The organism is Solihabitans fulvus, from assembly GCF_008386585.1.
In the GTDB taxonomy this organism is placed as follows: domain Bacteria; phylum Actinomycetota; class Actinomycetes; order Mycobacteriales; family Pseudonocardiaceae; genus Solihabitans; species Solihabitans fulvus.
Genome location: NZ_VUOB01000002.1, coordinates 158376 through 173240 on the forward strand (window position 1 = coordinate 158376; position 14865 = coordinate 173240).

Genomic DNA, 14865 nt, shown 5'->3' on the forward strand with positions numbered 1-14865 from the left:
GAGAACTCGTGCCAGGCGACGACATCGCGATCATCGGCAGCGCAGCGCTCCTGCCGGACGCCGACACGCTGGATGCCCTGCACGACAACCTGTCCGCCGGCCGGGACAGCGTCGGCCAGCCGACCGGGCAACGGGTGCACCACACCGGCGGCGAGGCGGGCGTGCGCTACATGTCCATGGCCTACCTCGACCGCATTGACCTGTTCGACCACCGGTTCTTCGGGCTTCCGTTGCGGGAGGCCGAGATGATGGACCCGCACCAGCGGATGATCCTGCGGCTGGCGCACCAGGCCGTCGAGAACGCCTGCCACGCCCCGAAAAGCCTGCGCGGCTCCCGCACGGCCGTCGTCGTCGGGTACTCCCGCTCCGACTACTACACCCTCTACGAGGAGGACGACCCGCAGCAGCTGCTCGGCGCGCTCGGCGCGTCGATGGCGGCGCGGATCAGCTACCTGTTCGATCTCACCGGGCCCGCGCTGGTCACCGACACGGCGTGCAGCAGCAGCCTGGTCGCGGTGGCGCAGGCCGTCGCGGCGCTGCGGCGCGGTGACGCGGACCTGGCCATCGCCGGCGGCGTCACGCTGCGCCCGGTGCTGTTCCGGCACGACGAGCACAACCCGTTGCGGGGCATCGAGTCCGAGGAGGGGCGCTGCCGGCCGTTCGATGAACGCGCCAACGGCACCGTCGGCGGCGAGGGCGGGGGAGTGGTGCTGCTGAAGCCGCTCGCGGCCGCGCTCGCCGACGGCGACACCGTGCAGGCCGTGCTCAAGGGCGCGTCGGTCAACCACAACGGGTACCGGATGGGGAGCATGAGCGCGCCGAGCCAGCTCGCGCAGGCCGAGGCGATCACGGACGCGTGGCGTGACGCCGACGTGGCCGCGCGGACGGTCGGCTACGTCGAGTGCCACGGGTCGGCCACCCCGCTCGGCGACGTCGTGGAGGTCGACGCGCTGGGCCGGGCATTCCGGGACGCCGGGGTGACGGCGCCGCGCTGCGCGATCGGCTCGATCAAGGGCAACATCGGGCACCTGGACAACGCGAGCGGCATGGCGGGGCTGTTCAAGGCCATGCTGAGCGTGCGGCGCGGTGTGCTGTACCCGACCGCGCATTTCAGTTCGCCCAACCCGTTGATCGACTTCGACGGGCCCGTCTACGTCAACCCGGCCGAGCGAACCTGGCGTGAGCCGGCCGGGACGGCCCGGCGCGCCGGGGTCAGCTCGTTCGGGCTGAGCGGCACCAACGTGCACGTGGTGCTCGAACAGCCACCGCCGCCCCGCCCAGCCGAGCCGGACCGGGACCGCGAACTTCTGACCGTGTCGGCGAAGTCGGCGTCCGCGCTGCGGCGCTACCGCGACCTGCTCGCCGACTTCCTCGACCACACCGAGCATTCGCTGCGCGCCGTAGCGCACGCGATGAACCGGGGGCGCGACGACTACCCGTACCGGGTCGCGATCACCTGCGCCAGCAAGGAGGAGGCGAGCAAGGCGCTGCGCGCGGCGGCGCTGCCCGAGGAACCGGCGCCGGACGCGCCGCCGATCGTGTTCCTGTTCTCCGGGGACACCGTGGCCGCCGACGCGGACCTGCGCGATCTCGGCATCGCGCAGCCGCCGTCGAACCAGGCCGCCCGACTGGTCGCGGCCTGCCACGCGCGCCACCGCCGCGCGCTGTCCCTTGGCCTGCCCGACGGCCACCTCGTCGGCTTCGGCGCCGGCAACCTGGCGGTGCGCGTGGCGCGCGGGGACCTGCCGCTCCGGGATGCGTTGGCCGCCGCTACCGAGCTGGACACCGTCGTCGGTGCCGACCGGGCGCGGCTCGCGCAGGCGGTGCGCCAGTTCACCAGGGACGGCGCGGTCCTCGTCGAACTCGCGTCGGCCGGCGGACTGTCCCGCGAGCTGCGGCGGCTGGCCCCGCAGCTGCTGTGCGTCGAGTTCACCGGCCGGGACACGCTCGACCACCTCGCCGAGCTGTACCGCCTCGGCGTCGAGGTGGACTGGGACCGGTTCTACGCGGGGACCCGGATCCCGCGCGTCGAGGCGCCGACCTACCCCTTCGACGAGGTGCGGTGCTGGTGCCGGCCGGCCGGCGTGCCCGTGCGGACCGAGGGAGGCGGGCGAGCCGAGCGGCCGCCGGGGCCGGCCCCGGAGACCAGCGCGGACGCCGAGCGGCGAGTCGCCACCGTGTGGGAGGAAGTCCTTGGCGCGCAGGAAGTCGGACCCGACTCCGACTACTTCTCGTTGGGCGGCACGTCGATCGCGGGCATCAGCGTCCTGCGGCGGCTGGAACGCGACTTCGGCGCGGAGCTGAGTTTCGGGGACCTGTATGCCTTTCCGACGGTCCGCGCGTTCGCGGCCCGCGTGCTCGCCCTGCGCGTCAGCGACCCGCACGCCGACGACCACCGGGCGATCGCGCCCGTGCCGCGCGGCGGCCGGCTGCCGCTGTCCTTCGGCCAGGAACAGCTCTGGTACCTCGACCGGCTCGACCCGAACAGCCCGACCTACAACATCCCGCACGACCTCCGGCTGACCGGACCGCTCGACGAGGCCGCGCTCGCCGCCGCCGTGCGCGACCTCGTCGCGCGGCACGAGGTGCTGCACTGCCGCATCCCGAGCGACGACGACGGCCTTCCCTACCTGTGCCCGCGCACCGAGGAGCACGCGTTCCCGGTGCTCGACCTGAGCGCGCTGCCGGAGGCCCAGCGGCACGGGTCGGCGAGGTCCATCGTCGCCGAGGAGGCGCGGCGCCCGTTCGACCTCGCCGAGGGACCGCTGGTGCGGACCACCCTGATCCGGCTGGCCGACGACGACCACGTGCTGCTGTGGACCTACCACCACATCGTCTTCGACGGCTGGTCGCCGACCGTGTTCTTCCGCGACTTCACCGAGTTGTACGAGGCGCGGCTGGCCGGGCGCGCGCCGGCGCTGCCCGACCTGGCCGTCCAGTACGCGGACTACGCCGCCTGGCAACGACAGTGGTTGTCCGGAGCGCGACTCGACCGCGCGATGGCGTTCTGGCGCACCGAACTCGCCGGCCTGACGCGGCCGGAGCTGCCGCTGGACCGGCCGAGGCCGCCGGTGCGGACCTACGCCGGGGACCTGACCAGGTTCGTGGTCGACGGCGAGCTGGCCGAACGGGTCCGTCGGTTCAGCCAACAGCACGGCGTCACCACGTTCGTCACCATGCTCGCCGCCGTCGACGCCGTGCTGTTCGGGTGGGGCGGGCTCACCGACGTCGTGGTCGGCGTCGGCACCTCCGGCCGCACCAACCCGGCGACGCACGACCTGATCGGCTACTTCAACAACCTGCCGCCGTTCCGCACCGAGGTGCACGGCGACCTGTCCTTCGCCGACCTCGTGCGGCGCTGCGCCACCACCGTGGCGCGCGTGCTCGACCACGAGGACGTCCCGCTGGAGAAGATCGTCGCCGAGGTGTGCGATCACCGCGACGCGGACCGGCACCCGCTGTTCGACGTCGCCTACACCTACCAGAACGTGCCGCAGGACACCGCGACGCTCGCCGGCCTCGACTGCACCCAGTACCTCGACCACACGATGGCCGGGATCGCCGAGGGCACCGCCAAGTTCGACCTCACCTTCGGCGTCATCGACCAGGACCGTGGGCCGATGGCCGGCTACGTCGAGTACGCCACGGCCGTCTACGACCCCGCGACGGCCCGGCGGCTGGCCGACCTGCTGCCGGCCGTCGCCGCCGCCGCGATGGCCGACCCCGCCCGGCGCGTCGCGGACCTGGTCGCCGGCGAGGAGCCGCCCGTCGACCTGATGGCGCACGAGTCGTTCGAGCGCTGGGCCGCCGAACGGCCGGACCACCCAGCGGTCGTCGACGAGCGGGGCACGCACATGTACCGGACGGTCAACCGGCTGGCCAACCGTGTCGCCCGCCGGCTGATCAGCGCCGGGGTGGCGGCCGAAACCCCGGTCGCCGTCGCCGCCGACCGGGGCGTCGGGCTGGTGGTCGGCTGGCTCGCGGTGGCCAAGGCGGGCGGCGCGTGCGTGCCGATCGACACCGCCTCCCCGGCGGCGCGCAGGGACGACCTGGTCGCCGGCTGCGGGGCCCGGATCGTGTTGACGGACAAGGACTTACTGGTCGGTCCGACCAAGGACGGCGACGACGCGAACCCCGAACGCCGCGCCGGGCCTGACACCCTCGCCTACCTCGGCTACACCTCCGGCTCGACCGGCAGCCCGCAGGGCTGCGCCGTCGAGCACCGCAACCTCGCGCACACCCTGCGCTGGTACCGGCGGGCGGCCGGCATCACGGCGGCGGACCGGCTGCTCCAGGGCGTTTCGCCGGCGTTCGACGCGGCCATGCTCGAGGTGTGGGCGGCGCTCGGCAGCGGCGCGACGCTGTGCGTGGTCCCGTCGCTGCGCGACGAGCCGAGCCGGCTGCTGCGCTGGCTGGCCGACCACGAGGTGACGGTGGCGTTCCTGCCGACGCCGCTCGCCGAGGTCGTGCTTGCCGAGGGCGAGTGGCCGGCGAACCTGCGGCTGCGGGTGCTGGCCACCGGCGGCGACCGGCTCCGGTTCCGCCCGCCAGAGCGGACCCCGTTCCGGGTGCTCAACATCTACGGCCCCGCCGAGTGCTCGATCGCGTCCACCGCGGGCTACGTCGCCGCGACCCCGGCAGACACGGTGCCCGACATCGGCCGGCCGATCACCGAACTCCACCTGCTGGACAACCAGAACGGCGAAGTCCGAAGTGGACAGTGGGGTGAGGTGTTCGTCGGCGGCCCCGCCGTCGGCCGCGGCTACCACGGCAAACCCGGCCTGACCGCCGAGCGGTTCCTGCCGGACCCGTTCGCCGGCACGCCAGGCGCCCGCATGTACCGGACCGGCGACCTGGCCAGGGTGCGCCACGACGGGACGCTCGAGTTCGGCGGCCGGGTCGACGACCAGGTACAGGTCAGGGGGCAACGCGTCGAGCCTGCCGAGATCGAGCGCGCCCTCGCCGCCCATCCCGGGGTGCGCGAGGCGCTCGTCGTCGCGGCGACCGCGCCAAGCGGTTCGGTCCGGCTGGTCGCCAACGTCGTCGGCGACCGGATCGACGGGGCCGAGCTGATCGCGTGGACGGCGCGTCGGCTGCCCGCCTACCTGGTGCCAAACGACGTCGTCGTGCTGGACCGCCTGCCGAGGACGGCGACCGGGAAGTTCGACCGCAGGAGGCTGACCCAGATGCCAGTGCCGACGCAGGACGACCTCGCGGACCAGGACCAGCACGGCCGCGCGGAACGCGTGCTGACCGAGATCTGCGCCGACCTCCTCGCGGTCGACCGGGTGTCGCCGAAGGACAACTTCTTCAGCCTCGGCGGCGACTCGATCCTCGGCGTCCGGGTCGCGGCGCGGGCGGCGAAGGCCGGCGTCCACTTCACGCCCCAACAACTCCTCCAGTGCCGCAGCGTCGGCGAACTGGCCACCGTCGCGGTGATCGCCGACGCGGACACCCCGCCGCCGGTGCCAGCGCCGAGCCCGCCGCCGGCACCCGAGGCGACGCCGGCCGGGCCCCTCCAGCTGACCCCGATCATGCGGAGCTTCCTCGAGCGCACACCCGCCAGCGTCGGATCCTTCATCGAGGTGCAGACCCTCGAGGTCGCGCCGGAGATCGACGGAGCCGCCGTCCGGGCCGCCGTCGACCAGCTGGTCACCATGCACGAGGCGCTGCGGTATCGCTTCCGCCGCAACAGCATCGGCTGGCACGTCGAGTGCGGCGACACCGTCGACCCGACCATCGTGGACACGCGGGTCCTGCCGCCGCTCGGCGACGCCGAGGAACGCGCGGTCATCGTGGCGGACTGCGAGGCGATGCAGGCGGACCTCGACCTCGGCAGGGGGCCGCTGCTGCGAGTCCGCCACTACCGCAGGGGCCGCGGCCGACCGGGGCTGATCGTCGTCCTGGTGCACCACTTCGTCTTCGACAACATGTCCATCGTGGTGCTGCTGGACGACCTGGACACCCTGCTCGCCGACCACCTCGCCGGACGGTCTCGGCCCGCGAGCCCCCGACCGGCGGCCTGGCGGGAGTGGTCGCGACACCTCGGGGCCATGGCGCAGTCCGACGAGCTGGGCGGCGAACTCGGCTACTGGACGGCGGTGCTGCGGTCCGGGATGGCCTCGACCCCGCCGCGCGGGTCGGCAGGCTCGGCCGGCGGCATCGTCCTGCGCGACCTCGACCCGCCGCGCGTGGCGAGCGTGCTCACGGCCAGCGCGGCCGAGGGCAGGGAGGCGGCGACCTGCGCGGCGGCGTGCGGGCTGGCGCGCTGGCAGGGCACCGCGGGCGCGGCCATGATGGTTGAGGGGGAGGCGACCCCGACGGTGTACCGGCCAGGCGGCAGGGGGCCGTCGGTCGGCTGGTTCACCAGCCTGCACCCCGTCGTCCTGCCGGTCGCGCCAGGCGCGTCGGTGCGCGAGGCGCTGCCGGCCGCCACCGACGCGATCCGGTCGGTGCCCAACGACGGTGTCGGGTATGGGATTCTGCGCTACCTGACCCCGGGATTCCCCGCGGTGGCGGAGTTCCGGTCGCTGCCGGAGCCGGACGCGATCATGCTGCACGGCCCGAGCGACACGGGGGCGTTCGACGTCGGCGTCGGCCTGCTGCGCACCAGATGGGACTTCGGCGTGAATCTCAAGGGGCCGGTGGCGTCCTGGTTCCCGCTGATCATCGCGACCGCCGTGCGCGGCGGTTCGCTGCGGCTCGCGCTGGCCAGCACGAGCACGTACGGCCAAGAGGAGCTGGCGGCGCTCGCCGACGAGATCGTGGCCGCCTTCGCCGAGCTGGCAACGGAATGATCGCGCTCGCGGCGTCCGGCTGGTACGTGCCGGCCACGTCGGTCCCGGTCGCCGAGCTGCCCGAACTCCCCGAGCTGACCGAGGCCGAGCGGGCCACCTGCGCCGCGCTCGGCATCGAGCGGGTGCCCGTCGACGACGCGCTCACCGCCACCGACCTCGCCGTGCGGGCGGCGCACCGCGCGCTCGCTGCGGCGTGCCTGGACCCGGCGTCGATCGACGCGGTGATCACGGTGGAGCCGCGCGCGCCGGACACGCTCGTCAGCTCCGACTCGACCAGGTTGCAGGCGCAGCTCGGCGCGGACCGGGCGATGGCGTTCTCGGTTGGCGGACTGGGTTGCGCGTCGGTCACCCCGGCGCTGCTGGTGGCTCGTGGGCTGCTGCACACCGACTCCGGCGTGGAGCACGTGCTGGTGGCGCACGGCAGCAAACCAGCGTCGCCGCGCCGCTACCGCCATCCCGTGACGGTCAACGGCGACAGCGGCGGCGCGCTCGTGCTGGCGCGGCGCGGGCCGGTGCAGATCGTGGACATCCTGTTGGAGACCAGCGGTTCCTACGCCGACCTGTTCCGGGTGGTCTACCGCGACCGGCCGTTCGAGCGGTGGCGGGAGGAATGCGCCGACCTGCCCGCCTACTCGTTCCGGCTCGCGGTCGAGACCCGCAACCGGCTGCGCTCCCTGACCGGGACGCTGCTCGACCGCAACGGGCTCGGCCGGGGCGACATCGCCTGCTACGTCAGCCAGAACCTGTCCGTCGGGGCGTTCCGCGCCTACGAGGACGCGCTCGACGTCACCATCGCCGACGCCTGCTTCGACAACCTCGCGCGGTACGGACACCTGGGTCCCAACGACGTGTTCCTCAACCTCACCACCATGATCGAGCGCGGCAGCCTGAACGACGGCGACCGCGTCGTGCTGCTCAACGTCAGCCCGGCCGCGGGCTGGAGCGCGCTGCTCGTGCGGATCGGTGCAGAGGAACACACCGCGCGCCTGCTGTGACGACGGCGTCGACCTATCGAGGCCGGTGCCGCTGAACCGCAGTCGCGGTGGCTTCCTCGCCGTGTTCCCGCAGCCCGTCGACCACGCCGGTCACGTCCGCCGACGGACGGTTCTGGCTGAGCTTGAACTTGGCCTCGACGCGGGTACCAGCATCTCCGAGCGAAGTGGCGTGCCAGACGTGCCATTGACTTGCTGATTGGGAATGCCACTTCGCGTTCGGGGTTGTGCCGGGCCAGCCCGGCGTCCACCGACGCGATCCGCGCGTCTCGCCGCAGGTGCTGAGCCCGTCCGGGTTCGTCCGGGTTCGTCCGGACCCGTTGCCGGTCGCTCGCCGGCCGACGAAGACTCGATGAGGTCAACAAACCGCTTCACCCTAAGGATATTGGGGGACCAATGCGGAAATCTCATATGTTCGTGCGCAGGGCTCTGACGGCCCTGGCGGCCCTGGCCATGCTGGCGGTGCCCGCCGTCACGATGGCGGGCACCGCGCAGGCGTCTGGCCAGATCTTCGGCTCCGGCGGCGGCTGCCGCGCGCTGTACGACGACGGCAGCGGACACCAGTTCCAGCCGTCGATCAGCTGGGACGGCGCCAACGTCGTCAGCCACACCAACGGCAACTACAACTGCTCCGACGGCTACCGCACCACCGACGGGTGGAACGTCTACGGCGCGACCCTCTCGCTGCTCAAGTACAACTCCAGCAACGGGAACTGGGACAACGTCGAGCAGCAGGGCTGCAACGACGTCTCTGGCCACGGAAACACCCACGTGTGGTGCAACAACGCGTTCTCCTGGCACGGTTACGGCTACTACATCATGGACATCACGGCGTACGAGGACACCGGTGGCTCGTGGCACCCCACCGACATCGAGTCGCCGCAGATGTACGTGTACTACCAGTGCTGCATTAACTAACCAGGTCGCATCCGGTCGGATAGGCGATTGACGGACGGGCCGCCCAGCCGCGCGCTGGGCGGCCCGTCCTCGGCACGCGGCTCCCGTCACCCGCCGGGTCGGCGCTTCGGCTGTGTCATCGGGATTTCATTGCCCGCCCCTAGCGTCGCTTTTGTACACCGGCTGAACCGCGGCAACGGCGGCGCTCGGATCGCGCAGACCACCGCAGCCGGGCGAGCCCGCCCCCGAGCCGTGAGGTGACCCGTGTTCCGAACCCGCTTGTCCCTGTTGATCGCCGCGGCGGCCGTCGTGCTGATCGCGGCTCCCGCCGGCGCGGCGCCGGCCGCGCGGCCCGGTGCGGCCGGTGGAGTCAAACCGTTCGACTGCGGCGTGCCGAGCACCCGCGACATCGCCGTGACCAGGAAGGTCTACGAGGTCGGCCAGCGAAGAGGCGTGTCGCCGAGAGTCATGCTCGCCGGGTTCGAGACCGGCTGGGTCGAGTCGCACATGAACAACCTCAACTGCGGCGACCGCGACTCGCTCGGCGTGTTCCAGCAGCGCCCGTCGCAGGGCTGGGGTTCGCCGGACCAGGTGCGCGACGTCGACTACTCCTCGAACAAGTTCTTCGAGGTGGCGCAACAGATGGAGCCCGACGTCGGCGGCACCGCAGGCAACCTCGCGCAGGCGGTGCAGCGGTCGGCCTACCCCGACCGCTACGACCAGAGCGAGGGCATCGCCGTGCAGATGCGCGACGAGGCGTTCCAGCCTTACGGCACGATCGGCGACAAGTACGCCGCGATGGGCGGTTCGAACAGCCCGCTCGGCAACCCGGTCAGGGCGGAGGCCGACGCCCAGCTCGGCGGCCGGTTCACCGAGTTCGAGCACGGCATGATCATCTGGCACCCGGACGTGGCCTGGGCCGTGTACGGCGACATCCTCCAGAAGTACTGGGCCACCGGCTCCGAGAGCACGTGGGGCTTCCCGACCATGGACGAGGCCGCCGCCGGCACGTCGCCGGGCGGCACCACCGGGCGGTACCAGAACTTCGAGCAGGCACTGTTCCTGTGGTCGCCGGCCACCGGAACGCACATCGTGCACGGCGCGATCGGCGGGGAGTTCGGCAGGAGCGGCAACGAGCGCGCGCTCGGTTTCCCCACCAGCGACGAGATCTCCGGCAGCGGCGGCGAGATCTACCAGACCTTCCAGAACGCGGTGATCCACTACACCTCGAGCAGGGGCACCTGGATCACCCACTGACGGCGGGGCGGCCGTCGCCTCGGTGCGCACCGCGCGTCGGCCGCCTGCCCCCGCTGTCCGTGCCTGCCTGAGGCGCGGACCCTCCCGTGCCCGGCTGCCGCCCCGATGGCAGCCGGGCACGGGCTTGCGTCAACCGATCGCGTTCCCCATTGCGACACAGCGCCTTCGGCGGCGCGTTCGTGGCGCGGCAAGTACATTCCGGGGAACCACGAAGGGACGCACATGAAGATCGCAGTACTGGGCACCGGCGAGGTCGGCCGCCGACTCGCCACCAAGCTCGCCTCCCTCGGCCACGAGGTGACGATGGGGTCCCGCACGGCCGACAACGCGGCCGCGGCCGCGTGGGCCGAGGAGAACGACGCAGCGCACGGCACGTTCGCCGACGCCGCCGGTGTCGCGGACCTGGTGGTCAACGCCACCAGCGGCCAGGTTTCCCTTGCCGCGCTTGAGGCAGCGGGCGCGGACAACCTCAGCGGCAAGATCCTCGTCGACGTCTCCAACGCGCTGGACTTCTCGGGCGGGTTCCCGCCCAAGGTCGGCCTCCCGGACGGCGGAAGCGTCGCCGAGCAGCTCCAGCGGGCCTTTCCCGAGACGAGGGTCGTCAAGACGCTCAACACGATGAGCAACAGCGTGATGGTCGAGCCGAGCCGGGTTCCCGGTCACCACACCGTGTTCCTCAGCGGCGACGACGAGCGGGCCAAGGCCGAGGTGTCGGCGCTGCTGGAGTCCTTTGGCTGGACCCCGGCCCAGATCACCGACCTCGGCGACCTGTCCAGCGCTCGCGCCACCGAGTCGTTCGTGGAGCTGTGGCTGCGGCTCTACGGGGTGCTCGGCCCGGTCGACTTCAACATCTCGGTGGTCACCCCGGCGGTGTGACGGCGCGGTCGCGTGTCCCGGTCGGCGTTCATCGCGCACGCCGACCGAGAAGTCCTCGCGGTGGTGGGCCGTCTCGCGCTACCCGGCCGGCTCACCCGGCCGGGACGAGCGCCTTGACCGCGATCGAGGCGGCGCCGGCCACCGTCGCCTGCCCCGCCTTGGAGGCGCGGTCGGTCGGCGCGGTGAACACGGTCACCACCAGCGGCGCGTGGTTGGGCGGCCACACCACGGCGACGTCGTTGACCTCGCCGGCCGCGCCGGAGCCGGACTTGTCGCCGGCCCGCCAGCCGGCCGGCAGCCCGGCCCTGACCAGCGCGCCGCCGGTGGTGGCGGCGGTCAACCAGCCGGTGAGCAGGTCGCGGCCGGCGGGGTCCAGCGTGTCGCCCAACGCCAGGGTCCTCAGGTCGGCGGCGAACTGGGCCGGGGTGGTGGTGTCGCGCTCGTCGCCGGGGGCGCCCACGTTCAGGTCGGGCTCGAGCCGGTCGAGGCGGGTGACCTGGTCGCCGGTGGTCCGCACGTACGCGGTCGCGGCCGCGGGCCCGCCGAGCACCTGCTGGAGCAGGTTCACCGCGGTGTTGTCGCTCACGGTGATCGCGGCCTCGCACAGCGCGGACACCGTCATGCCGTCGGCGACGTGCTGGGAGGTGACGGGTGCGTACGACAACAGCTGCGACCGGTCGTAGCGGATCAGCCTGTCCAGCAGGCCGGGCTGTCGGCCGCGCAGCGCGAGGATCGCCGCCACGACGAACACCTTGTGCGTCGAGCACATCAGGAACCGCTCGTCGGCGCGGTGCCCAACGGTCCTGCCGGTCCCGGTGTCCACCGCGGACACTCCGAGCCGGCCGCCGAACTTGGCCTCCAGCGCGGCGAACGCCGCCTCGGCGGCCTGGTCGGCCGAAGGAGGAGCCGATGACGCACCCGATGACGACGCGCCGGGCGGCGTCGCGGTGGTGGAGCAGCCGACGAGCGCGACGCCGAGACCGGCCAGCCCGCCGTGCAGCAAGGCACGGCGGGATAGCCGGCCGCGTCGGATTCGGTTGTCGGGCTGCGGCATGTGGTCTCCCGATCGTGTCGAACAGGTCGAATCGAACGATCCTCCACAGAGCAGGACGTGCGGGCCGCCGCCGCGTTGCCGCGAACGGAGCAATCAACCTGTTGACACCTGTCCCCGTCAGGGAAGGACGGCGACCGTTCCGCAGGTGAGGGATCCGTTCACCGTCAGCGGTGGGCTGTCGACGCTGTAGGTGGCGGTCAGCGCGGCGTTGACGAAGGTGACCGTCCAGACGCCGTTGTTCTGCTTCGCCGTCACTCCCGCCGCGCGGGTCTTCACGAAGCCGCCGGGATGGGCCGCGGTGCCGAAGGTCAGCGACCAGCCGCCGCCGGCCACGCCGCCCACTTTCGGGGGCGGGGCGTTGTCGTCGGCCGGCGCGCCGAAGGAGTACAGCTCGCCCTTCGCGACGGTGCACGCGCTGCTGGTGAACTTCGCCGTGCCAGACTCCGCCCCGGAGTAGGTGAGTTCGCCGCCGCCGCTGGCCGAGGCTCCTGGCGTGGCAGGGGTGCCGGCTGCGGCCGATGCGCCGGGCGAGGCCGCCCCGCTCGCGGGCTGGGTGCCGGCGCCCGGACTGGTCGGGGAGGACCCGCATCCCGCGGTGAGGGCGAGTGCGGCGAAGGCCACGGCAGTGTGCGCGAGCGCGCGCCGACGCGGTTGGTTCGGTGTCATCTGTTTGCTCGTCTCCTGGTGAACGGTCGCCGACGTGCCGGGCGATCGGGGGTGGGCGGCCGGCGTGCCGCCGGCTGTGACGCCCTGGTTCGGAGCAATGCGATCCTGGCCCCGGTCCTGCGATCGGTCCGGCGCCGCGCGGATCAGGCCAGCGGAATCGCCGGACGCACGTGCAGGTGGTCTACGTCGTCGGTGTCCCGCAACCACTCCGCGTACTCGGTGTCGCGGAACGCGGTCGCGACGGTGAGCCAGGACACGAACTCGCCGCCGCCGCCGTGCACCGCGCTGCCGCCGTCGCCGCCGCACACCACGCCGGGGTCGGCGGTCCGCTCGTCCTGGTAGGGGTCCTGGCCGATCTCCAGCCCGAAGATGTTCGGCAGGAGATGCGGGCCCTCGGCGGCCGAGTACGGGTCGCCGCCGGCCGGGTAGGTGTCGCCCCAGCGGAACAGCGTCGGGGCGCCCCCGCCGCACGCGTGCTCCCACTCGTCGGGGGTGAGCAGCCGCTGGCCGATCGCCGCCAGCCGGTCCACCTCCTCCTCGTACAGCGGGCAGTCGAGCAGCCAGGCGGACCGCACGGTCCAGTCCGCGCCGAGGATCACACGTGCCTCGCTGGACCATTCGATCTGGTAGCCGGGCGCCGGGGTGGTCGAAGGCTGCGCCGCGCGCGCGTCGGCGATCAGCCGCACGATGTCGGGGTGGTCCGGCGGCACGGCCACCGCGCCGGCCTCGACGGCGGCGACCGAGACCAGCAGCGGCGGCAGCACCACCGTGCGCGGCGCGGAGGTCATCGAGTCGACGAACTCCTGGAGGTCGAGGCGTAGACCGGATTCCGCCGCGCTCGTCGCGTAGCTCGCCGACTGCTCCGGTGTCGCCACGAAGCGACCGCCGTCGTAGCCGACGGCGACCTCGCCGCCAGGCACGAGGGAGAACCGCTGGCCGCGGACGTCGAACAACGCCGTCCGGCCGGTCCTGCCGGCGAACTCGTGCGCCCGGACCCCGAGCAGCGTCCCGCCGACGCGGTGCGCGATCGACGACGCGACCGCGCGGGCGGCACCGTCGTCGAGCATCCGCCATTCGGCCGCATCCGTGATCACCAGGGCAGTATGCAACGCCGATTCGCGCGGCGCCCGGCCCGTAAGACTCTGATTCGTTGCCCCCGGTGGCACCGGCCGGATCGTCGCGAGGTGCGGCGCCTGCCCCATTCAGCCGGCACACGCGCTATTCCCCGCAGAGCCCCGCGCATGTCATCGTGACCAGTGGACGCAATTGGTCTGGACCTCTAATCGGCCGACGAAAGGACCGGGACGATGCGCGGTACCACGGTGTTGCCGGGAACCCCCAGCCTGACACCGCGTGCGGGCGAGCTGCCGATACATCGGCTGGAACTGCCGATGCCCAACGCGCTTCCCTTCGCCGTCGGCACGTTCGACACCATCGGCCCGATGGCCCGCGCCCCGTTCCCGCACCGGCACACCTTCCACGAGATCGTCTACGTCACCGCCGGCACGGGGATGCACGTCGTCGACTTCGCCCGCTGGGAGCTGCGCCCGCCGCACCTGTGCGTCATCGCCCCCGGCCAGGTGCACCACTGGGACACCGTGCGTGGCCTCGACGGGTTCGTCGTGCTGTTCACCGACGACTTCCTGCTCGAGCACCGCGCCGACCGGGACGTGTTGCGGCGGCTGAGCGAACGGCCCTGGCTGACCCTGGACGACCGCGCGCGGGCGCGGACGGACCGGCTGGTCACCGAGCTGCACGACGAATACCGTTGCGGGGACGAGGGAACCGAGTCCGTGCTGCGCGCGCTGCTGCACGTCCTGATCGTCCGCGCGGCCAGGCTGCCCGAGGTCCCGGGGGCCGCGCCGCCCGCGCGGGCCGGGGCGGTGGCCGAGGAGTTCACCCAGCTGATGGGCCGCACCGACCTCGCACTCTGGTCGGTGCACGCGTTCGCGCAACGGATCGGCGTCACGCCCGGATACCTCGCCGAGGCCGTCAGGGCCACCACCGGACGCACCCCGTCCGAACTGGTCAGAGAGGCGAGGATCCGTGAGGCCAAACGACTTCTGGCCGGCACGGACCTGACGGTCCGGCAGGTGGCCAGGCGGACCGGGTTCACCGACCCCGCCTACTTCTGCCGGTTCTTCCGCAGGGAGACCGGTCTGCGTCCCGGCGACTTCCGCCGATGCGGCGACGTGCACTGGGGCGACGCGTTGGAAACGCTGTCGCCGCAGTAGGAGTCGGGGTAGGAGCCGCCGTGGGAGCAGCGGAAACAGCGACCCGGAGATTCACCACGACCGGCGAAGTCAGTCCATCGTCCACGCCGGGC

Annotated in this window: 9 protein-coding genes; 6 read left to right on the top strand and 3 right to left on the bottom strand. The window is 72.7% G+C overall.

What is annotated here, in order from left to right; all coding sequences use genetic code 11:
- The first annotated feature begins 8 nt into the window (after positions 1 to 8).
- From F0L68_RS42095 to F0L68_RS02105, 5 genes are all read left to right on the top strand, one after another.
- Entirely contained in the window at positions 9 to 6797 is a 6789-nt protein-coding gene (locus F0L68_RS42095; RefSeq protein ID WP_188316342.1) for a non-ribosomal peptide synthetase, read from the top strand.
- Positions 6794 to 7792, top strand: a complete 999-nt coding sequence (locus F0L68_RS02090) for a 3-oxoacyl-[acyl-carrier-protein] synthase III C-terminal domain-containing protein (RefSeq protein ID WP_149847656.1) — start codon at positions 6794 to 6796, stop codon at positions 7790 to 7792. The genes F0L68_RS42095 and F0L68_RS02090 overlap by 4 nt, the downstream gene beginning before the upstream one ends.
- A gap of 414 nt (positions 7793 to 8206) precedes the next feature.
- Entirely contained in the window at positions 8207 to 8707 is a 501-nt protein-coding gene (locus F0L68_RS02095) for a hypothetical protein (RefSeq protein ID WP_149847657.1), read from the top strand.
- A 243-nt stretch (positions 8708 to 8950) separates the two neighbouring features.
- The gene (locus F0L68_RS02100) at positions 8951 to 9943 is read left to right on the top strand and encodes an LGFP repeat-containing protein (protein WP_223198417.1); all 993 of its coding nucleotides are present in this window, start codon (positions 8951 to 8953) and stop codon (positions 9941 to 9943) included.
- A 222-nt stretch (positions 9944 to 10165) separates the two neighbouring features.
- Positions 10166 to 10819 (top strand): NADPH-dependent F420 reductase, encoded by a 654-nt coding sequence (locus tag F0L68_RS02105; RefSeq protein WP_149847658.1) that lies wholly within the window; start codon positions 10166 to 10168, stop codon positions 10817 to 10819.
- A gap of 91 nt (positions 10820 to 10910) precedes the next feature.
- Here the strand turns inward: F0L68_RS02105 and bla are convergent, their stop codons facing one another.
- The 3 genes from bla to F0L68_RS02120 all read right to left on the bottom strand — a co-directional run bounded on the left by bla (position 10911) and on the right by F0L68_RS02120 (position 13633).
- Entirely contained in the window at positions 10911 to 11873 is a 963-nt protein-coding gene (gene bla / locus F0L68_RS02110) for a class A beta-lactamase (protein ID WP_149847659.1), read from the bottom strand.
- A 117-nt stretch (positions 11874 to 11990) separates the two neighbouring features.
- Entirely contained in the window at positions 11991 to 12539 is a 549-nt protein-coding gene (locus F0L68_RS02115; protein WP_149847660.1) for a hypothetical protein, read from the bottom strand.
- Between the two features lie 143 nt (positions 12540 to 12682).
- Positions 12683 to 13633 (bottom strand): hypothetical protein, encoded by a 951-nt coding sequence (locus F0L68_RS02120; RefSeq protein WP_149847661.1) that lies wholly within the window; start codon positions 13631 to 13633, stop codon positions 12683 to 12685.
- 213 nt (positions 13634 to 13846) lie between these two features.
- Here F0L68_RS02120 and F0L68_RS02125 point away from each other — a divergent pair, with 213 nt between their 5' ends.
- Entirely contained in the window at positions 13847 to 14773 is a 927-nt protein-coding gene (locus F0L68_RS02125) for a helix-turn-helix transcriptional regulator (RefSeq protein WP_149847662.1), read from the top strand.
- The last annotated feature ends 92 nt before the right edge of the window (positions 14774 to 14865 follow it).

What these genes read in the sequence shown, in the direction of transcription:
- F0L68_RS02125 (WP_149847662.1), top strand. Translation starts at nt 13,847, where the DNA reads ATGCGCGGTACCACGGTGTTGCCGGGAACCCCCAGCCTGACACCGCGT.
- F0L68_RS02105 (WP_149847658.1), top strand. Translation starts at nt 10,166, where the DNA reads ATGAAGATCGCAGTACTGGGCACCGGCGAGGTCGGCCGCCGACTCGCC.
- bla (WP_149847659.1), bottom strand. Translation starts at nt 11,873, where the DNA reads ATGCCGCAGCCCGACAACCGAATCCGACGCGGCCGGCTATCCCGCCGT.
- F0L68_RS02090 (WP_149847656.1), top strand. Translation starts at nt 6,794, where the DNA reads ATGATCGCGCTCGCGGCGTCCGGCTGGTACGTGCCGGCCACGTCGGTC.
- F0L68_RS02115 (WP_149847660.1), bottom strand. Translation starts at nt 12,539, where the DNA reads ATGACACCGAACCAACCGCGTCGGCGCGCGCTCGCGCACACTGCCGTG.